The 20,252-nt window shown below is 41.7% G+C and carries 17 protein-coding genes; 12 read left to right on the top strand and 5 right to left on the bottom strand.

Translation table 11 applies throughout. The features are described 5' to 3' along the window. The first annotated feature begins 10 nt into the window (after positions 1–10). From PSH50_RS19120 to PSH50_RS19090, 7 genes are all read left to right on the top strand, one after another. Positions 11–664 carry a riboflavin synthase gene (locus tag PSH50_RS19120; protein ID WP_054983490.1) on the top strand — a complete coding sequence of 218 codons (654 nt, stop codon included), beginning with the start codon at positions 11–13 and terminating at the stop codon, positions 662–664. Between the two features lie 29 nt (positions 665–693). Continuing rightward, positions 694–1,806 carry a bifunctional 3,4-dihydroxy-2-butanone-4-phosphate synthase/GTP cyclohydrolase II gene (gene ribBA / locus PSH50_RS19115; protein ID WP_273587913.1) on the top strand — a complete coding sequence of 371 codons (1,113 nt, stop codon included), beginning with the start codon at positions 694–696 and terminating at the stop codon, positions 1,804–1,806. Positions 1,807–1,907: 101 nt separating this feature from the next. Then, positions 1,908–2,372, top strand: a complete 465-nt coding sequence (gene ribE / locus PSH50_RS19110; protein WP_004586865.1) for a 6,7-dimethyl-8-ribityllumazine synthase — start codon at positions 1,908–1,910, stop codon at positions 2,370–2,372. Positions 2,373–2,387: 15 nt separating this feature from the next. Continuing rightward, positions 2,388–2,798 carry a transcription antitermination factor NusB gene (gene nusB / locus PSH50_RS19105; RefSeq protein ID WP_004586866.1) on the top strand — a complete coding sequence of 137 codons (411 nt, stop codon included), beginning with the start codon at positions 2,388–2,390 and terminating at the stop codon, positions 2,796–2,798. 94 nt (positions 2,799–2,892) lie between these two features. Further along, positions 2,893–3,867, top strand: a complete 975-nt coding sequence (thiL, locus tag PSH50_RS19100) for a thiamine-phosphate kinase (RefSeq protein ID WP_273587912.1) — start codon at positions 2,893–2,895, stop codon at positions 3,865–3,867. Continuing rightward, a complete protein-coding gene (locus PSH50_RS19095) occupies positions 3,864–4,349 on the top strand; it encodes a phosphatidylglycerophosphatase A (protein ID WP_024031690.1) in 486 nt (161 codons plus the stop codon). The genes thiL and PSH50_RS19095 overlap by 4 nt, the downstream gene beginning before the upstream one ends. Before the next feature lie 37 nt (positions 4,350–4,386). Next, positions 4,387–7,473 carry a ligand-binding sensor domain-containing diguanylate cyclase gene (locus PSH50_RS19090; protein ID WP_029773767.1) on the top strand — a complete coding sequence of 1,029 codons (3,087 nt, stop codon included), beginning with the start codon at positions 4,387–4,389 and terminating at the stop codon, positions 7,471–7,473. A gap of 50 nt (positions 7,474–7,523) precedes the next feature. On the opposite strand, the gene PSH50_RS19085 is transcribed toward PSH50_RS19090, so the two are convergent. The 4 genes from PSH50_RS19085 to PSH50_RS19070 form a co-directional block, all read right to left on the bottom strand. Next, positions 7,524–9,638, bottom strand: a complete 2,115-nt coding sequence (locus PSH50_RS19085; protein ID WP_273609983.1) for a hypothetical protein — start codon at positions 9,636–9,638, stop codon at positions 7,524–7,526. Positions 9,639–9,830: 192 nt separating this feature from the next. Then, entirely contained in the window at positions 9,831–11,693 is a 1,863-nt protein-coding gene (gene dxs / locus PSH50_RS19080) for a 1-deoxy-D-xylulose-5-phosphate synthase (RefSeq protein ID WP_273587911.1), read from the bottom strand. Positions 11,694–11,795: 102 nt separating this feature from the next. Continuing rightward, complete coding sequence (gene ispA, locus PSH50_RS19075; RefSeq protein WP_054983483.1) at positions 11,796–12,683, bottom strand: (2E,6E)-farnesyl diphosphate synthase; 888 nt, start codon at positions 12,681–12,683, stop codon at positions 11,796–11,798. 2 nt (positions 12,684–12,685) lie between these two features. Beyond that, the gene (locus PSH50_RS19070; protein ID WP_054983482.1) at positions 12,686–12,928 is read right to left on the bottom strand and encodes an exodeoxyribonuclease VII small subunit; all 243 of its coding nucleotides are present in this window, start codon (positions 12,926–12,928) and stop codon (positions 12,686–12,688) included. A gap of 315 nt (positions 12,929–13,243) precedes the next feature. On the opposite strand from PSH50_RS19070, the gene pomA reads away from it, so the two are divergent. From pomA to PSH50_RS19050, 4 genes are all read left to right on the top strand, one after another. Beyond that, on the top strand, positions 13,244–14,011 hold the full coding sequence (pomA, locus tag PSH50_RS19065; RefSeq protein ID WP_004586874.1) for a flagellar motor protein PomA: 768 nt from the start codon (positions 13,244–13,246) through the stop codon (positions 14,009–14,011). Between the two features lie 2 nt (positions 14,012–14,013). Continuing rightward, entirely contained in the window at positions 14,014–14,934 is a 921-nt protein-coding gene (locus PSH50_RS19060) for a flagellar motor protein MotB (protein ID WP_004586875.1), read from the top strand. Between the two features lie 211 nt (positions 14,935–15,145). Continuing rightward, positions 15,146–15,652, top strand: coding sequence for a hypothetical protein (locus PSH50_RS19055; protein ID WP_031289574.1), 507 nt, complete (start codon positions 15,146–15,148; stop codon positions 15,650–15,652). A gap of 45 nt (positions 15,653–15,697) precedes the next feature. Further along, positions 15,698–17,638, top strand: coding sequence for a DNA topoisomerase III (locus PSH50_RS19050; protein WP_273587910.1), 1,941 nt, complete (start codon positions 15,698–15,700; stop codon positions 17,636–17,638). A 22-nt stretch (positions 17,639–17,660) separates the two neighbouring features. Here the strand turns inward: PSH50_RS19050 and PSH50_RS19045 are convergent, their stop codons facing one another. Beyond that, positions 17,661–18,974, bottom strand: coding sequence for a M20 family metallopeptidase (locus tag PSH50_RS19045; RefSeq protein ID WP_273587909.1), 1,314 nt, complete (start codon positions 18,972–18,974; stop codon positions 17,661–17,663). A gap of 94 nt (positions 18,975–19,068) precedes the next feature. On the opposite strand from PSH50_RS19045, the gene PSH50_RS19040 reads away from it, so the two are divergent. After that, positions 19,069–19,926: a tetratricopeptide repeat protein gene (locus PSH50_RS19040; protein ID WP_024031324.1), complete on the top strand. Its 858-nt coding sequence runs from the start codon at positions 19,069–19,071 to the stop codon at positions 19,924–19,926. The last annotated feature ends 326 nt before the right edge of the window (positions 19,927–20,252 follow it).

Genomic DNA, 20,252 nt, shown 5'->3' with positions numbered 1-20,252 from the left:
GAGTAGGGCTATGTTTACTGGAATAATTGAAGCCACAGGCAAAATTGCGCTATTACAAAAAAAACAAGGCGATTTAGCCATTCGCATTCAAAGCGCTAATCTTGATATGAGCGATGTAAAGCTTGGCGATAGCATTGCCACAAATGGCGTATGTTTAACGGTAGTTGATAAGCACATTGATGGCTTTAGTGCCGACTTATCAAACGAAACTATCAGCTTAACTGGGTTTGCAAATTATAATATTGGCCAAACAGTTAACCTTGAAAAAGCCATGCAGCCGGTTTCACGTTTAGGCGGGCATTTAGTGTCAGGTCATGTTGATGGCATTGCAACCATTACAGCCATTACTAGTAATGCGCGCGCCACAGAATATTGGCTAAGCACCGATGAAAACTTAATGAAGTACATTCCTTACAAAGGGTCTGTATGTATAGATGGTATAAGCCTGACAGTAAACGCTGTACAAGGTAATACATTTAAATTAACCATAGTGCCGCACACAAGCGAGCAAACCACCATTGCTGATTTTAAAGTGGGCACACGCGTTAATTTAGAAGTCGACCAAATTGCACGTTATTTAGAGCGCCTTATTAAAGGGGCTGAGCAGCCGACTGGCTCAGATATTTCAATGAGCTTACTAGCTAAAGCTGGTTTTGTTAAATAACGACACTGATAACTTACACGAGCAAATTTATGAATTTACACAGCGCACAAGAAATCATCGACGACATTAAAGCCGGTAAAATGGTTATTTTAATGGATGACGAAGACAGAGAAAACGAAGGTGATTTAATCATTGCAGCAGAGCACATTAGCGCCGAAGCAATTAACTTTATGGCCACTCATGGCCGTGGCTTAATTTGTTTAACAATGACGCAAGAGCGTTGTGAGCAGCTTGATTTACCGTTAATGGTTAAAAACAATGGCGCAGCGTTTTCTACTAACTTTACTATGTCGATTGAAGCTGCCAAAGGTGTAACAACGGGTATATCTGCAGCCGATAGAGCGCGTACAGTCCAAGCTGCTATTGCAAAAGGCGCCGTACCAAGCGATATCGTACAGCCTGGACATATTTTTCCTATTATGGCACAGCCAGGTGGCGTGTTAACGCGCGCAGGCCACACCGAAGCCGGGTGTGATTTAGCACGTTTAGCCGGCCTTGAAGCCTCATCAGTTATTGTAGAAATCCTCAATGCCGATGGCACTATGGCGCGCCGCCCCGATTTAGAAGTATTTGCTAAAGAGCATGGTATTAAAATTGGCACAATTGCAGATTTAATTGAGTACCGAAACCTTAACGAAACCACTATAGAGCAGGTGGCTAAGTGTAAATTACCTACTGAGCACGGTGAGTTTGATTTAGTAACCTACAAAGATACGATTGACGGCCAACTGCACTACGTATTGTTAAAAGGCGAAATTAAAGAGCAAGAACCAACGCTTGTGCGCGTGCACTTACAAAGCACCTTTAACGACATTTTGCTTTCAGACAGAAGTGCGGACCGTAGTTGGGGGCTTTCTGATGCGATGGCTTACATTGCAAAAAATAACGGTGCACTGGTTATTTTAGGCAAACAAGAAAGCACCGAAGAGCTAGAGGCCACAGTAAAAGCGTTTGCTGCTGCTGATGCTGGCGAGAATGTTACGCCGCGTAAATTTAAAGGCACATCACGCACTGTTGGTGTGGGCTCGCAAATACTGGCTGATTTAGGTATTAAGCAAATGCGCTTAATGAGTCGCCCTAAAAAGTACCATGCACTTTCGGGCTTTCATTTAGAAGTGCTTGATTACGTTGAGCCACAATAAGGGCTCAGCTTTTAACTAGTCTATTTTTTTATTTTTATGGTATGATGCGCAGCAATTTTTGCGCAATCGCAACCGCTTGAACATATTTTTAGGGTTATCAAATGAAAATTATTGAAGGTAATAAGTACGCTCCAGGCAAAAAATTCGCTATTGTTATTTCTCGTTTTAACGATTTTATTGGTAGCAGCCTACTAGAAGGTGCTGTTGATGAGCTAAAGCGTACTGGTGGCGTAGCCGATGATGACATTACCGTTGTGTATGTACCCGGTGCAGTAGAGTTACCTTTAGCGGCAAAACGCATTGCGGCAAAAAAAGAGTATGATGCAATCATCGCATTAGGCGTAGTGATCAGAGGTGGTACACCACACTTTGACCTCGTTGCTGGCGAATCTAACAAAGGCCTTGCAAATGTATCGCTTGAGTATGATATCCCGGTTGCATTTGGCGTATTAACCACAGAAAGCATTGAACAAGCAATTGAACGCGCTGGTACCAAAATGGGTAACAAAGGCGGCGAAGCGGCATTAGGCGCGCTTGAAATGGTTAATGTGTTAGATAAAATTTAAGTTTAAGGAATTTTTGTGAAACCAGCAGCAAGACGTAAAGCACGTATCTTAGCACTTCAAGCCGTTTATTCTTGGCAATTAAGTGGCAATTTAATTGCCGATATCGAACAACAAATGTTGATCGAAAACGACGTGACTAAAATTGATGTTGAATACTTTAAAGATTTAGCGCGTGGCGTTGCCGTTAATTATAAGCAACTAGATGAAGCTGTATCTCCGCATTTAACACGTCCATTTGATGATTTAGATATGGTAGAGCGTGCAATTTTACGTTTAAGCGCGTATGAGCTTAAATTCCGTGAAGATGTGCCATACAAAGTAGCAATCAATGAAGGCATTGAGCTTGCTAAAATATTTGGCGCTGAAGACAGCCATAAATTTGTAAACGGTGTACTTGATAAAGCTGTTAAGCATTTACGCAAGTAATACTAACCTTGCTAAAGCGCTCTGCTAAAGAGCTTAGCTTTAACAGTTAGTACACGTTAAAAAGGAGAGCCGGCATAGGTCGGCTTTTTTGTGTATGAAGGAATTTGAATTAATAAACCGCTACTTTAAAGGTCGTGGTATAACTCGTCGTGATGTAAGCCTAGGAATAGGGGACGACTGTGCATTAGTTACCGTTCCGCAAAACTGCCAACTTGCAGTAACAACTGATACGCTTGTATCGGGTGTTCATTTTTTTGATGACATTTCTCCCCGAGCATTAGGACACCGAGCACTGGCCGTAAATCTTAGTGATTTAGCAGCCATGGGGGCTGAGCCTACTTGGGTGTCGGTGGCATTAACCCTACCAAATATTAACCAGCAGTGGATTGAAGAATTTACTGAGGGAATGCACGAAATTGCTGAGTACTTTAATGTACAAATAATTGGTGGCGACACTACGCAGGGCCCTTTAACAGTTACTATATGCGCTAAAGGCACTGTGCCAGAGGGCAAAGCTTTACGCCGTGCAGGTGCTAAAGTGGGTGACTGGGTATGTGTAACCGGCACGCTAGGTGATGCCGGCTTGGCTATTGAATCTCGCAAGCGTGGCCTAAGTATTGAGCCTGAGCACTTAAAGTACATAAATAGCCGCTTTGATTACCCCACTCCACGGGTGGCTGCAGGGCAAGTATTACGAGGCCTTGCTTCATCAGCTATTGATGTGTCTGATGGCCTTATGGCGGATTTAAGCCACATACTTGATATGTCACAAGTCAGCGCCAGTATAAATATTGAAAACATCCCAACCTCAGACGCTATGCGTTCAAGCCTGAACTTTGAGGCGCAATTGCCGTATATGTTAGGCTATGGCGATGACTACGAATTACTTTTTACTGTCTCTGAAGATAATAAAAGCATGTTGGAGCTTAAATTACGTCAATACGGCGTAGAAGCAACGTGCATAGGGCAAATAAAAAGTGGCGAAGGGCACATTGAGCTTTTACACCACGGTGAAAAATTTAATTTTGAGCAACAGGGCTTTGAGCACTTTGCCAAGGAGCAGGTTTGACTAGCAAAAAACAGTTTAATTTAAAGCGCCCGCACCAGTTATTTGGCCTAGGGTTTGGCACTGGCCTTGCGCCTGTTGCGCCAGGCACCTTTGGTACATTTGCTGCTCTACCATTTATTTTTATGACCATGTATTTTCCGCTTTGGCTACAAATCGTGTTTGCCGTGGTTATTAGTATTTTTGGTATTTGGGCGTGTGGCAAAACCGCCGATGATTTAGGTGTGCACGACCACCCAGCCATAGTGTGGGATGAAGTTGCGGGTTATTACATTACGATGATTGGCGCAGCGCTTAGTTGGCAAACCTTACTTGTAGGCTTTTTATTATTTAGATTTTTTGATATTGCCAAACCAGGCCCGATCAAAACGCTCGATAAGCGAATGGACGGCGGCGTGGGTATAATGGCTGATGATGTACTTGCCGGTATTTTTTCGCTTATTTGTTTGCAAGCGTTAATAAAAGCAGGTTTACTACCCTTTTAATTTTTGTGTTTTATTTGTTTAACTAGGTGGCAGCGAAATGATGCGATTTTTACTGGTATGTGTACTTATGTTGTGTGCCATGCCAAGTTGGGCTTCTATTACTGATTACGTTGTTAAGCAATGGAATATCAAAGATGGCTTGCCCTCGCAATCGCTAAAAAGTGTTGTGCAAGATCAGCAAGGCTATATGTGGGTCGGAACGCAATTTGGCCTTAGCCGCTTTGACGGCACAACGTTCACTAATTACAACACACAAAATAGTCCTTTTTTGCCAAGCAATGGTATTAATAAACTGCTCATAGATAGTAATGGCTATCTGTGGGTGGGCACTAAAAGTGGCTTGGTGGTCATAAACCCGCAAACGCTTGCCGCACAAGAATTTAATATTAAAGGCCCAGTTAGAGACATATTAGAAGATGCCAAGGGCAGCATTTGGATTGCAGCTAATGGGCTTTATTATGTAGACCGCAACCAAGTTGATTTACGTGATAAAGCGAACGAACTCGTTCCTATTGTAAATGCTACTGTGATCACCCAAATAGTGGGGTCGGTTAGTCAAATGGCGCTTTCTCCAGAGGGGATTTGGCTTGTCAACGACCGTCATTTACTACGCTTAACTAAAAGCGCCTCTGATTTTTCAAAACTCAGGTTAGAATTAACAGCTAAGGTGTCATTGCCTGAGCGGTTAGCACAAACCATTGTTCATGATCTGTCTTTTTTAAATGGTAATTTATATTTAGCCTCTGAACTGGGTGCCTACTTTTTAGATTTAGATGATGAGCTAAGACCTTTCCCACTGCCGAATGCGAATAACTCAGCTGTGTATAAATTTATGAGCGACACCAATGGTGGCTTATGGGTTTCTACTTATGGACGACTGCTTTTTAGAGCTAAGTCGGGTGAGTGGCAATGGGTTGAGCCAAGTCAGCTAGATCAAAGTATTTGGTTTGCCGATATTTACCGCGATAGCCAAAATAATATTTGGCTTGCAAGTTTTAGCGAAGGCTTATGGCTTGCACACGAAGGGCGTATTGAGCGCCACTCTGCTTTATCGCAAATGACAGAGGCCGTTATGGCAATCAGCCAAGCGCCCGATGGTAATTTATGGGTGGCAAATAAAAGTGGTATTGGGTATTTCGATTTAAATAAAAACTTTGTCAATAAAATACCCAGTGCGCAATTTGGCCGTGCAACAGTACACGACTTACAGTTTGATGGCTCGCGTTTATATATAGCGACCGGACGAGGGCTGTTTTTTTACGAGCAAGATAAACTATACAGTTTTCCGGGCAGAGCCCTGCGCGACAATCCGGTATTTGCTATTAGCCCATCAAGCAAAGGCGGTTTTTGGATAGGTACAGGGCGTGGCTTGTATAGGCTAAGTTATGGCGGGTTAACACCCTTTGCATACAATGCCTTTTTAGGCAGTAAATTTATAACGTATGTGCTCGATAAAGCAAACTTTGGTGTAATAGGGACCAGTAAAGGGGCGTATTACTTTACTGACCGTGGCATTGAAAAAATAGGTGACCAAACTTCGCTCGAAAGTGCATACATCACCAGCGTATTACACATAGATGGTGTAGGTATTTTAATTGGCTCGCTTAATGACGGCTTATTTTACAGAAGTTTGCAAGGGCATTGGCGACAGTTAGATGCAGCCAACGGCTTACCCTATGGCTCTATTTTTAGCCTAGAGTATGACGAAACCTATAAGCGTGTATGGGTAAGTACCATGAAAGGTGTTTACCGTATGCCAGTAGCGCAATTTAAATCAGAGGTGTCGAGCTTAAAAGTGGAAGAGGTTATTTCTTCTTTTGATAGGCAGCTCGATGGTAAAGCAAGCCAGTGTTGTAACGGTTTAGGACACGATGCCGTTGCCATGACCGATTATTCAATTTGGTACCCAAGCTTACAAGGCATTGTAGAAATACCTAAAAATACCGAGCTATTTGGCCTAAATGTATTAAAGCCTAAAGTAGAAACACTAACCACACCACTGCGCGCGTTAACTACCGCAGCATTGGGCGAAAAGCCTTTACTAGATACTGATGAGCGCGACATAACGTTAAAGTACACCGCCATCGATTATTATGCGCCAAATAGTATTGAGTTTAGATATAAGTTAAGTGGGTTAGATAGCGATTGGCGCTACGCTAATGCACGCCGAGAAGCCATTTATACAAATTTACCGGCGGGGTCATTTTTATTTGAGCTTGAGGCAAAACGCCAAGGCGAAGATTGGGACAGAGCGCAAACTGTCGAGTATGCATTTGTAGTACCGCAGCGCTTTGACGAAACTATTTACTTTAGACTGCTAATCGTTAGTGGGTTTATTTTACTGTTTTACTTTATTTTTTGGGTATTTAGAGCGCAAGAGCGCCGTAAGCAAGAAGTACTCGAAGCGCTGGTTACAGAGCGTACATTAGAGCTGCGCCAAGCTAACGATAAATTAGGCCAAGTAAACTCACAGCTTAAACTAGTTAGTCACTCAGATGAGCTTACAGGGCTACGTAGCCGTCGCTTTTTGTTTGATCAGCTCCCTAAAGATATTGAGCACTTCCAACGTAATGCACAGTCTTTACAAGCGCAAGGTAAGTCACTTGTACTGCTTATTATCAACTTTGATAACTTTAGCCGTATAAACGATGCGTATGGCCCAATAGCAGGAGATAGCTGCTTACAACAAATGGCAGCGTTACTTAATTCGCGTACCCAAGGCTCTGACTATGTAGCACGCTGGAGTGGGGATGAGTTTTTATTATTGCTGCGCGATTTTAAGTGCAACATGATTGACAGCTATGCCTCTGATTTATGCCAAGCAATCGCATTAAATTCGTTTCAATTACCAAACGGTAAAACAACCAATATTACGGCTTCATTGGGGTGGTCTTTTTACCCACTGCCACTTTTAGGTGGGCAAGTAATAAGCTGGGAAACGTCGATAAACTTAGCCGATATAGCGCTTCATCAGGTTAAAAAACGCGGTGGTGACGGTGTGGCAAATATTACGTTTGATAAACAGTTGGATGCGTTTGAGTTTGAGCAAAATTCGAATGTAGATCAGCAGCTGGGTATTTTACAAAGTAATGGCTTAGCAGATATTAAAGTGTGGATGCGATAATGCCCAACCTACAAAAGTAGGTTAGGCATGGTGAGGGTAACGCTATTTAATTACTGGTTTAGCCACGCTGGTAAAATAGCCACTGACTCAGGAGCACTAAATGCCATACTTGCATCGGCACTTATATCTCCCCCTGCGGTACTTAAAATATTATTAAAGCGCATAACTACGTTGTTAGACTTTTCGGCAACGTATAAATCGGTTCCGCTATACATAATATCAACAGGGTTTCCTAATAATGTATTGGGCCCGCTAATCGTCGCGCTTATATTGACTAGCCCCGAGGCATTTGCGGTATTATTTAATACATAAATTTTGCCATCGTCAGCAACGGCTGCGCTGCCTACATCAGAAAGTATTAACGCACCACTTAATGAGTCGTAATCTATTCCATGAATATTGGTAGGCCCTGCCAGTGCTTGTGAATTATTGGCAGGTGTAATTAATCTATCTTCTGTACTTATTGTGGTCTCGCCACTTAGTAGCTTATTTTTAACTTGATCAAATACCGCTACAGTGCCATTAGTTAGCGCAACAAAAGCGCGGTCAGTGTTACTGTCGTAATCAACATCCCACGGGCGTGCATCATTATTGGCAAAAGTTAAGGTCATAAGAGGTGATACATCGCCGGTGGCACAGCTTGAAAATATAGCAATGCTCGGCGTGGTTTCATTATTTTCAGCCACAAAAATCATTCCACTATCGGAGGCAATATCTAATCCTTTAGGTGAAATAAGGCCTGTATTGCTTCCTGAAATCAGTCTATCTTGGCTGGCGTTAAATGTTTCGCCATCACGGTTATAAGCCACTTTAGTAGAGATGACGATTCCGCCCATTCCTGTACTGGCATTATCGAATGTTGCGTAGCTATTACCTGCTTTATCAAAGCTAACGCTTTCTATCGTTTGGCTTGCATTATAGCTTGCAAGTTCGCTACTTAATGCTGTATTTAAACGGCTAATTTGGCCTGTTGTATCACCCGCAGTGCTTGGATTACTGGATACGGCTACGCCTAATAGCGCCATATTAGGCTCAGTACTATCTGATATATCAGCCATTGAGCTTTGAGTTAGCGTGTTAGTAATTGACTCTGGCTTAGTAGACGCAGTACTTAAATCGGGCGCTATATCGCCACTTTCACCGGCAAATATATTACTAAACACTAAAATTGTATCGTTTGATTTTTCGGCCACACGTAAATCGCTACCCTCAAGGGTAATATCTACAGGGTTGCCTAGCATAGTCGCAGGGCCTGAAATACTGCGTGCAACAGATGTATTACCTTGCGCAGTAGAGGCATTATTAATAACAAAAAGCGCGCCATCGGTAGCATCTGATGCGTTACCAACATCCGATAAAATAAGTTTATTGGTGGTTTCATCATAAACAATGCCGTGAATATTTACCGATATTTGCACACCATCGGCATCGCTTGGTGTAATAGTACGACTTGGCATAGCGGTAAATTCACCGCTTACAAAATTATCATAAACCGCGACATCACCGTTGGTAAGTGCTACATAAAGTCGGTCGTTTACGTGGTCATAATCAACATCCCACGGGGCGGCTTCGGTAACAGTGGTAGCAAGCGGCGCGGCATCTCCCGCTGCAGCACTGCCAAATGTGGTAATTTGCATGGCACCAAAATCAGCTATAAATATCAGCCCGCTATTTTTTGCAATCGCTATGCCCTTAGGATTAACCAGTGTAGTTGCAGGGCCTGTAATTTCACGGTCTTGATTAGTACTAAAGCTTGCACCATCATCGCGATTGGCAAGTTGGCATATAGTTTTAATGCTACCATTTTCGCTGTCGCTTGCTTGTATTAAATTACCGAGGCTATCAAAGGCTACGCCTTCATTTGCAGTGGTATTAAAGGTTTTTAATTTGGCAGCGTTCTGGTTTATTAAATCAACAGTGCCTGCGTTTTGCTCACCGTTATTAGCTAAAATAAACGTGGCAGCACTAAAGCCGGGGTTACCGTTTGTGCCATCGCTTCCATCTTGACCATCTACTCCCGGCGTACCGGCTAAACCGTTTTCTCCATCATCACCGCTACACCCTGAAATACCAAGTACTATTCCAAGCGCTAATGCTGAAAAACAAAGGGGGCGTTTAAGTGAACTGTTTTGTGTATGAAAGTGAGTTAAATTAGCTTTTTTCATCATTTTTACCTTTTAATATTCCATCAAATGAAAGTAAATAACGTGCCTGTTTATACTCCTCAGTACGTACTATTTACTGTGTTAACCTCATAGGGGTAACGCGTAGAAATACACATTGGATGCAAAAATTTAAAAATAAAAAACAAAAAAGGAGCCATCAGGCTCCCTTTAAAAACTAGCTAGCAAAAATAATTAAGCGATAAACGATTTTATTGAATTTAAAATGCCTTGTTCGCCTAAGCCCATTTCATCGTGCATTTGCGCTTGTGTGCCGTGCTTAATAAATTCATCAGGAATACCTAAGTTAAGCACCTTTAGGTTGGCTTTTTGCGCTGCTAAATATTCATTAACCGCTGAGCCTGCGCCACCACAAATAGCGTTGTCTTCAAGCGTTACTATTACATCATGAGTTTGGCTAAGCTCATCTAATAAACTTGTATCAAGTGGCTTAATAAAGCGCATATTAACTAGCGTTGCACCTAGCTCACTTGCAGCAAGTTGCGCGTTTTCAAGCAAAGTACCAAAGGATAAAATAGCAATTTTAGCGCCTTGTTTAACGGTATTGGCTTTGCCTATTTCTAGTAGCGTCATTTCGCTTTGAATATCGGCAGTACCGGCACTACCACGAGGGTAGCGAACTGCTACAGGGCAATTAGCCCTATAACCGGTATAAAGCATATGGCGGCACTCGTTAGTATCACTTGGGGCCATAATAACCATGTTTGGAATACAGCGCATAAAGCTTAAGTCGTACGCACCTTGGTGTGTTTCGCCGTCGGCGCCTACAATACCAGCGCGGTCTATAGCAAAAAGCACAGGTAAGTTTTGCAGTGCAACATCGTGGATAAGTTGATCATACGCACGTTGTAAAAAGCTCGAGTAAATAGCTACAACGGGTTTTAACCCTTCACAGGCAAAACCGGCGGCCAATGTGACAGCGTGCTGCTCTGCTATGGCTACATCGAAATACTGCTCTGGGTGCTCTTTTGAAAAACGCACCATACCTGAGCCTTCACGCATTGCCGGCGTAATAGCCATTAATTTTTTATCTTGCTCGGCCATATCACACAACCAATCACCAAACACCTTAGAGAAAGTGGCGGCACCAGGTTTAGATTTAGGTAAGCTTGATGTATTAGGGTCAAACTTTGGCACACCGTGATAGCCAATAGGATCAGCTTCTGCGGGTTTATAGCCTTTTCCTTTTTGGGTTTTTATATGTAAAAGCTGAGGCCCTTTTAAATTACGCATATTACGCAGTGTATCTACGAGCATATTTACATCGTGGCCATCAATTGGGCCAATGTAATTAAGACCTAGTTCTTCAAAAAAGGTACCTGGAATAACCATTCCTTTTAGGTGCTCTTCTACTTTACTGGCAAGCTCTTTAACAGGAGGCACGCCAGAGAGTAACTTCTTACTGCCTTCGCGAATGTTTGTGTAAAAGCTGCCAGATAAAATACGCGCAAAGTGATTAGTTAACGCACCGACGTTTTCAGAAATCGACATTTCGTTATCATTTAAAATGATTAACATGTCAGATTTTACATCGCCTAAGTGGTTCATGGCTTCAAATGCCATACCTGCTGTAATGGCGCCATCGCCTATAACGGCAACAGTTTTACGGCCTTTGCCTTCTTTTTGAGCCGCAATAGACATACCAAGTGCAGCCGAAATAGAGGTACTTGAATGGCCTACGCTAAAGGTATCGTATTGGCTTTCTTCACGAAAAGGGAATGGATGTAATCCGTCTTTTTGACGAATTGTATGCATTAAATCGCGTCGCCCCGTTAAAATTTTATGCGGGTACGCTTGATGGCCTACATCCCATACAAGGCGATCTTCTGGTGTGTTATACACATAATGTAGAGCAACGGTAAGCTCAACAGTTCCTAAACCAGACGCTAAATGGCCGCTACTTTGCGAAACAGAGTTGAGTAAATAGTCTCGTAACTCGTTGCTAAACGCAGGGAGTTTATCTTGCGCTATATCGCGTAAGTGGGCTGGTTCGTCAACCAAGTTAAGTAATGGATACTTGCTACTATCAAGTGTCATGGTATTTATTTTATCCTTCGCTAACACCGGTGCTAACTTATTAGTTGTTACCGCTGTTGAGTAATAATGTCAGTGCTAAATGGCAATACGTATATGTAACACTCAATGGTCACGTTTAATCAGGTAGTTTGCCAGCGCCGCTAGAACAGAGGTATCAGCATCTATTTTGTTTAATGCTTGATGCGCTTGCTCTATTAAATTTTGCGCCATTTGCTTGGCACCTTGCATACCTAATAGGGCCGGATAAGTTGCTTTATTAGCAGCTAAATCAGAGCCTTGTGGCTTACCTAAAGTAAATGTGTCACCTTCAACATCTAAAATGTCGTCGTGCACTTGAAATGCCAGCCCTATAGCATACCCAAAAACACTTAAGTTTTCTAAGGTTTGTTTGTCTGCTTTTTCGCTACATAATGCACCCAATGTAATGGCACAGTTGATTAAGGCACCCGTTTTTAATCTATGAATTCGTTCAAGCTGTTGTACTGTAATCACTTTATCTGTGGCTGCAATATCTAGCCCTTGACCGCCGACCATGCCTTCAAGCCCCGATGCTTTAGCCAGTGCGCTGATCATTTTTACTTGTGTTGATGCGCTGCAGGTAAAATTGTGAGCCGAGATAAGTTCAAAGGCTAATGTTTGTAGTGCATCGCCTGCTAAAATTGCATGCGCATCGTCAAACTCTATATGGCAAGTTGGGCGTCCACGGCGAAGGTCGTCATCATCCATGGCTGGTAAATCATCGTGCACCAACGAGTAGCTATGAATACACTCAATAGCAGCAGCAAGAATATCTAAATCTTGCTTATTAGCTCCAAGCATTTCACCACTTGCGTAGACTAAAAAGGGGCGTAAACGCTTGCCACCGTTAAATAAGCCGTACTGCGTAGCTTCTTTTACTGTGTGTGCGGTATCAAGGGGTTGATCAAAGTACTGTTGCAGGGTCTTTACGACATCTTGTTGAGCACATTCTATTTTTTCTTGTATGCTCACGGTTATTCCATATCGTTGTTAAATGAAGTAAGCGCTGCTTTTACGTCATTACCCATCAAAATAGACACTTTTTGTTCTGCTTGTTGTAACTTACCCGTTGAGGCGTTAGCTAAGGCTATACCACGCTCAAATTGCTTTAACGACTGTTCAAGCGATAAATCACCTTGTTCCATTTCACCGACAATGGTTGATAGTTCTTCGAGTGCTTGTTCAAAACTTAGGTTTTCAGGTTTTTTAGTCGCCATGTTTAATTTCAGCCAGCATGATAAATTTAGGAGCCAATTTTAGGGGGAATGCTAAACTAGGTCAAAGGATGATCGTTGTTTTTTGAGTTATATCAGTTTAAATCGCATTTTTACCATGTATAAGATGCGTATTAGTGCTCACTGTGTACAATAAAATTAATCAGTCGCTAGGCGAGTAGGGTATCTTGATCTAAAATTAGGCCAAACACAGTGTTTTACACTTTTTTCAAAAATGGCTTAAGTATTTCAGTATCTTGCCGATAAGCAGTTAATAATAAAAGTTTGAATAACAAAGTATAATACTTTGGAGGAAATGTGGATTTAGCAACCATAATTGGGATCCTTGGCGCAATTGGTTTAATTGTCATGTCCATGTTTATGAGTAGTAGCGGTGAAATGGGGATGTTTGCCGATGCGCCTTCTAGTGTAATTGTATTTGGTGGCTCACTATTTATTGTGTTATCAAACTTTACCTTGTCGCAGTTCTTGGGCATAGGTAAGGTTGTTGGTAAAGCATTTATGTTTAAAATCGAATCGCCAGAAGAGCTGATTGAAAAAGCAGTTGAACTTGCTGATTCAGCCCGTAAAGGGGGGTTTTTAGCCCTCGAAGAAGCCGAAATACCAAACCCTTTTATGCGCAAAGGTGTAGATATGCTCGTTGATGGCCACGATGCTGATGTAGTTCGTGCCACGCTTCAAAAAGACATTTCTTTAACCACAACTCGTCACGAACTGGGCGCCGGTTTATTTAAGTCACTTGCCGATATAGCCCCAGCAATGGGTATGATAGGAACGTTAATAGGCTTAGTTGCTATGTTATCTAACATGGATGACCCTAAAGCCATTGGCCCCGCAATGGCGGTGGCATTATTAACTACTTTATATGGTGCATTTTTAGCAAATGTAGTGGCTATTCCTATTCAGGTAAAACTGGAGCTTCGTAAAGACGAAGAAGCCATGAATCAGCGTCTAATACTGGATGCTATTTTAGGTATTCAAGATGGCCAAAACCCGAAAGTAATTGAAGGTATTTTGAAAAACTACCTTGCTGAGTCTAAGCGCAAAGTAGATACCGAGGAGTAACCATGTCTGATCAAGAGTGCAAATGCCCACCCCCAGGTCTGCCTGCTTGGATGGGAACATTTGCCGACTTAATGTCGCTTTTAATGTGCTTTTTTGTACTTTTGCTCGCGTTTTCAGAAATGGATGTACTTAAATTTAAGCAAATAGCAGGCTCGATGAAGTTTGCATTTGGTGTGCAAAACAAAATAGAAGTAAAAGATATCCCTAAAGGGACCTCGGTTATTGCTATGGAATTTACCCCTGGTAAGCCTGAACCTACCCCGATAGAAACCATTCAGCAACAAACCGTTGAAATGACCCAGCAAATGTTAGAATTTCAAGCGGGTGATGAAAGCTCTGCTGGTGGTAGACAAGAGCAACGTGGCGATAAACGTGGTGGCGAGTCACGTAGTACATCGCAGCAGCAATCTTCAGAGCAAGCAACTTCAGCCGCCGATCAAGAACAAACTAACGAGTTAGTAAAAAAAATAGCGCAACAGCTCGAAAAACAAATTATCGATGGTGCAATCGAGCTTGAATCTTTAGGGCAGCAAATCATTATTCGTATCCGTGAAAATGGCTCATTTCCCTCTGGCAGTGCTTTTTTACAACCTAAGTTTAAGCCCATAATTCAAGATATTGGTGAGTTATTAAAAGATGTACCTGGAGAAATTACGGTATCGGGTCACACCGATGATTTTCAGGTTTCTAACGAGTTATATATTAATAACTGGGACTTATCGTCAAAGCGTGCTGTAGCAGTCGCAAGCGAATTACAAACGGTACAAGGGTTTGATAAAAACCGCATGATGGTAGTAGGGCGTGCTGATACTCGTCCACTTGTGCCGAATGATTCAAACGAAGATAGGCGTAGAAATCGCCGAGTAGAAATATCAATCTTACAAGGTAAGGCTAAAGAGTCAGACCCTATTGATGTGCGCTAGGCGAGTAGCGGGCGCTAATTTTTCTAATTAAGTTTCTTTTTAAGGTACTTGATCACCAAAGTATCTTGGCAAGCTCATTATTTTAGCTTAAAGTACATTTCCTTAACATATGTAATGGATGCGCTGTGAAAGTTATAATTAAATATTGTGATATGCCAGGTAATGGTGATGGTACCGACGACGATACAAAAGAAAAATAAGGTAAAACATTTTGCCTGATTGGTTTTTGTATTTCGTTAGTATTTTAAGTAAAAGCTGGGTCTTTATGCTAAGCCCGGCTCTTTTTATATTTTTTATATTTAAAGATTACTTAGCCTTTAGATTTGCATTACTGACCGTCGCTTTTTTCTTCTTTGGGGGGATAACAGCCTCTAGCTTGAGAGAGTTTGACGATATTTATATCTATCGTTATTTAGTTTGGGCGGCTACCGATATTATATGGATGGCGTTAATAGCTTATTGGGGCATAAAAGATAAAGTTTATTTATGGCAATGCGTTATTGGTCAGTTAGTGGTTATTGGCGCACCTATACTACAATTATTCAGATTAGTTGACCGTCACCTTTGGGATTTAGCGTACAGCACCATTATTTACAAAACGTTAATGCCCTTTATCAACATTGGCACCGTCATAGTGTGTTATTTACCTTTAATTATGCTTTTCGCTAAAAAAAGTAATTCCCCCTCAAAAATAGAAAGCGCTCCACCTTCTAAATAGCTGTGCTAAACTACTGTTCATATAAACAGTTAATGAGCAACTCCCATGAAACTCTATATCGCAGAAAAGCCATCACTTGGCAGAGCTATTGCTGATGCATTGCCAAAACCACATAAAAAACACGATGGTTATATAGAAGTGGCTAATGGTGACTGTGTCTCGTGGTGTATAGGGCACTTACTTGAGCAAGCTGAACCTGATGATTATGATGCGCGTTTTAAAAAGTGGCAATTTGAACACCTTCCCATAGTGCCACAGCAATGGCAGCTCAAGGCAAAAACGAAAACGCGTAAGCAATTAACTATTTTAAAAAAGCTAATTAAGCAGGCATCAGTACTCGTGCATGCGGGGGATCCCGATCGCGAAGGCCAATTGTTGGTTGATGAAGTCATAGAGCAAGCCAAAATAAGTAAAACCAAAAAGCAAAGCATTCAGCGTTTACTTATAAGTGATTTAAATTTAGCGGCGGTAAAAAAAGCGCTTACTACTATGCGTTCAAATCGTGAATTTATTCCGCTTAGTGTGTCGGCGCTTGCGCGTTCACGTGCAGATTGGCTATTTGGTATGAACCTTACGCGTGCTTATACGCTGGCGGGACAAAAAGCAGGCTTTGGCAATGTGTTGTCGGTGGGTCGCGTACAAACCCCAATTTTAGGTTTAGTGGTTAACCGGGATAACGAAATAGCTAACTTTGTGTCAAAACCATTTTATGAAGTGTTGGCGCATTTAATAACTCCTGAGCAGCAAAGCTTTGTGGCCAAGTGGGTACCAAGCAAAGCCTGCGAGCCGTACCAAGATGAAGAGGGCCGTGTTTTAAATAATGCATTAGCCGAAAACGTCGCCTCGCGAATAGCGAATCAACCAGGCGAGGTTACAGCACTTGAACAAAAACAAAAAAAACAAAGCGCGCCGCTGCCTTATAATTTATCGGCACTGCAAATAGATGCTGCAAAGGCATATGGTATGGCAGCCCAGCAAGTACTCGATATTTGCCAAACGCTTTATGAGCGTCATAAGTTAATTACTTACCCTCGTTCTGATAATCGTTATTTGCCTAAAGAGCATCATTTAGATGCGCCTGCAATTTTAAAAGCAATTGCAGCTAATGGCGGTCAAAACACTGAGTTTGTGAATGGGGCAGACGCTAAAAAACGCAGCAAATGTTTTAACGATGCAAAAGTGGCTGCACACCATGCAATTGTACCTACCGCCAAACAACTAAAAGCAGCGACTTTGGCGCCTGATGAAGCAAAAGTATATCAACTTATTAGCAGGCATTACTTAATTCAGTTTTACCCCGATTATATTTATAACGAAACTAAAGTAGAGGTAACAATTGCGGGAGGTTTATTTAAAGCCAATGCAAAGCAAGATGTAAGCCTAGGATTTAAGGTATTAATGGGCAAAGCCGAGCTAAAAGATGAAGCAACCTTGCCTCCTTTAACAAAAGGCATGGCGCTTAACTGCACTAAAGGTGAAGTGGTAGAAAAACACACTACGCCACCGTCCCATTTTACTGATGCAACATTGCTAAGTGCCATGACCGGCATTAGTCGTTATGTAAAAGATTCACAAATTAAAAAAATACTCAAAGAGACCGATGGGCTAGGAACAGAGGCAACCCGTGCAGGCATTATTGAATTATTATTTAGGCGTCGTTTTTTAAAGCGCGAAGGTAAATCAATTAAAGCTACACAAACAGGCTTGGCACTTATTAGTGTTTTACCAGAGGGCTTAGCTAGCCCCGATTTGACCGCTAAATGGGAGGCGAGTTTAGGCAACATTGCTCAACAAGCAATGAGCTACCAACAATTTTTACAACCACTGCTGGTGGAGCTTGAAGGTTTTGTACAACAAGCAGCTAGTTGTGATAGCCATGTATTTTCAAAGCTACCTAAAACACCACCTAAAAAGCGCTTTGCTAAGGGTGGTAAAAAAGCAGCATTTAAAAAATCAAATTATAAAAAGAGCTCAGCAACCACTTAATCGCTGAGCTCTCAAATACGGCTTATTTTTTATTAAATAATGCGACTGCAGCGTTACTCATGGCTTTTATACCGGTCGGTAATGCTACTTTATAATCTGGCGCAAATTTACTTGAGTGTAATGAAGGAAGTGTTTGGTTACTTTTCATCGCATTTGTATATTGCTGCTGGTTTACTCCACCTAACCAAAATAACGTAATAGGAATGTTTTCATCAGTTCTACCGTACAGTCCAAAATCTTCACCAGCCATAACCGCTTTTGTCTCAAGTACATTAGTTTCGCCAATTGCATCAGCAATAGCACTCCTAACAATATTAGTTTGCTGAGGGTTATTGTAAGTAGATGGAATAGATTCATCTTCATGAACGTGAACAACAGGGTAGTGTGACTCAGTAAGGCCAGCACTTTGAGCAATACCCGCTGTAATACGTTTTATTGCTGCTATTTGCGCCGTACGTACCTCTGGGTTGTAGCTTCTAAGCGTAAGCTGTAGTTTTACTTCATCTGAAATCACATTATGCTTTGAGCCACCATGAATAGAACCCACAGTCACAACGGAAGGCTCAAGTGGAGAAAGCTCGCGGCTTGTGATTGTTTGTAATGCTAATACCGTACGCGCCGCAATAACTACAGGGTCTACGGTAGTGTGTGGGTAGGCGCCGTGTCCGCCTTTACCTTTTATAGTTATATCTACTGAATCAACACTTGCCATGGTGTATTCATTTTTCATTGATACCTTACCCGCAGGCACGCTGGCACTAACATGCAGCGCAATAACATGATCAGGTTTAGCATATTTACTAAATAAGCCTTCACTTAACATGGCTTTTGCTCCACCGCCAACTTCTTCTGCAGGTTGAGCAACCATCATTAACGTTCCTTGCCACTTATTTTTATGCGCAATAAGTTGCTCAGCAGTACCAATAAACGAGCTCATATGTATATCGTGGCCACAGCCATGCATTACTCCTACTTTATTCCCATGCTCATTGGTCACTTGTACTTTAGATGCATAAGGTTTACCGGTTTGCTCTGTGATTGGTAGGCCATCGGTATCAGTACGAATCATTATTGTAGGGCCGGTGCCATTTTTATAAATCCCTACCACACCGTAGCCGCCCACATTATCTGTTACATCAAACCCAAGTTTTGTTAATTGCGATGCTATTTTTTGGCCAGTTTCTTGTTCGTGATATGAAAGCTCTGGAGATTGATGTAAGTCGAGGTAAAACTTTTCAATAGCTGGCATACTCTTAATTAAATCTAAGTTTAGTGACTTAGCGTAAGTGAGTGGGCTTGCTATCATAAATGCTGCAGCTAGATAGGTGATTTTCATGTTTTCCCTCATTATTTGAAAGTATTTAATACTTGTATTTATTATGTTCGTCTCCATATAAAAACCTAAATAAATGAATATGGCAATTAATTCAATGAGCAACATAGTTAGTATCAACGCACAAAACCTTCAGCAAGTACTCGGTGAAACATCACAACAAAAGTTGGTGCTGCTTAACTTCCACTCGCCGCAAAGTCCTGAGTGTATTAGCCAAATCGGTATATTAGAAAATTTGGCTACGCAATATAAAGACCATATTGTAGTGGCTAATCTTGATTGTGACGCAGAACAAGCACTCGCCTCGCAATTAGCGCAGCAGGTTGGCTTGCAAACATTACCTACACTTGTGTTGTTAAAAGATTCAGCTCCAGTAGATTTATTAGCGGGTGCACAAACAGACGCGCAAATTCGCGAAGCCCTGAGTAAGCATTTACCAGCGCAACAGGACCTACTTCTTGAACAAGCAAAACAAGCATTATTAAAGTCGGATCTAAATGCTGCATTTAATTACGCAAAGCAAGCGTATGAAATAGACAGTGCAAACGCACGTATAAAGCTTGTGTTAGCCGATATATGCATTCAAATACACAAGTTAGATGATGCGCAAGCACTCATTGATACCATTGACGCCCAAGAGCAAGATGCTTATTTTCATAATATAAAAGCTAAATGCGAAGCGGCGCTAGAAGCTACCGACTCGCCAGAGATAAAAGAAAAGCAATCTCAAGTAGAGAAGTACCCAAATGACTTAGACCTGAAAATAGAGCTAAGCCAATTGCTAAATGATGCAGGACGCAAAGAAGAAGCACTCGAAACATTGTTCAGCGTACTTAAAAAGGATCTTAACTTTAATGACGCTAAAGCAAGCTTTTTAGCAATTATCGCTTCTCTACCAGATGGAGATGCACTTGCAGCTAAATACAGAAGAAAGCTTTATAGTATTTTGTATTAATACGCGCAGTTAATAAATTAACTTAAAAGCACCTTATAGGTGCTTTTTGCGTTTTATACATCGTTATATTTAAAACAACCTGAGCTTTGCTTATAGGTTTAGTTTGTTTTTTGTACTGCTTTTGGCTCTTTAGAGTGAAAAATGCACGAAAGAGCTTTTATTTATAGTTTTTATTAAAAAACGCTTGCGTAAAAATCCGTTCTCCCTATAATGCGACCCCACTGAGACGGCAGAGCAGGCAACGCTTAGCGAGGCAAGCAAACCACTTAGTGAGTCGAGTAAAACTTAGTTTTAAAAACTTTCAAGTTTAACAAAATTAAGTGTTG

It is taken from the genome of Pseudoalteromonas sp. Angola-7, from assembly GCF_028599255.1.
In the GTDB taxonomy this organism is placed as follows: Bacteria; Pseudomonadota; Gammaproteobacteria; order Enterobacterales; family Alteromonadaceae; genus Pseudoalteromonas; species Pseudoalteromonas atlantica.
The sequence above is the reverse complement of the archived record's forward strand: the minus strand, read 5'-3'. Positions and strand labels throughout refer to the sequence as shown.

Coding starts and splice junctions, on each gene's coding strand:
- PSH50_RS19120 (WP_054983490.1), top strand. CDS start 11: ATGTTTACTGGAATAATTGAAGCCACAGGCAAAATTGCGCTATTACAA.
- ribBA (WP_273587913.1), top strand. CDS start 694: ATGAATTTACACAGCGCACAAGAAATCATCGACGACATTAAAGCCGGT.
- ribE (WP_004586865.1), top strand. CDS start 1,908: ATGAAAATTATTGAAGGTAATAAGTACGCTCCAGGCAAAAAATTCGCT.
- thiL (WP_273587912.1), top strand. CDS start 2,893: ATGAAGGAATTTGAATTAATAAACCGCTACTTTAAAGGTCGTGGTATA.
- PSH50_RS19090 (WP_029773767.1), top strand. CDS start 4,387: ATGATGCGATTTTTACTGGTATGTGTACTTATGTTGTGTGCCATGCCA.
- PSH50_RS19085 (WP_273609983.1), bottom strand. CDS start 9,638: ATGAAAAAAGCTAATTTAACTCACTTTCATACACAAAACAGTTCACTT.
- dxs (WP_273587911.1), bottom strand. CDS start 11,693: ATGACACTTGATAGTAGCAAGTATCCATTACTTAACTTGGTTGACGAA.
- PSH50_RS19070 (WP_054983482.1), bottom strand. CDS start 12,928: ATGGCGACTAAAAAACCTGAAAACCTAAGTTTTGAACAAGCACTCGAA.
- PSH50_RS19060 (WP_004586875.1), top strand. CDS start 14,014: ATGTCTGATCAAGAGTGCAAATGCCCACCCCCAGGTCTGCCTGCTTGG.
- PSH50_RS19050 (WP_273587910.1), top strand. CDS start 15,698: ATGAAACTCTATATCGCAGAAAAGCCATCACTTGGCAGAGCTATTGCT.
- PSH50_RS19045 (WP_273587909.1), bottom strand. CDS start 18,974: ATGAAAATCACCTATCTAGCTGCAGCATTTATGATAGCAAGCCCACTC.
- PSH50_RS19040 (WP_024031324.1), top strand. CDS start 19,069: ATGAGCAACATAGTTAGTATCAACGCACAAAACCTTCAGCAAGTACTC.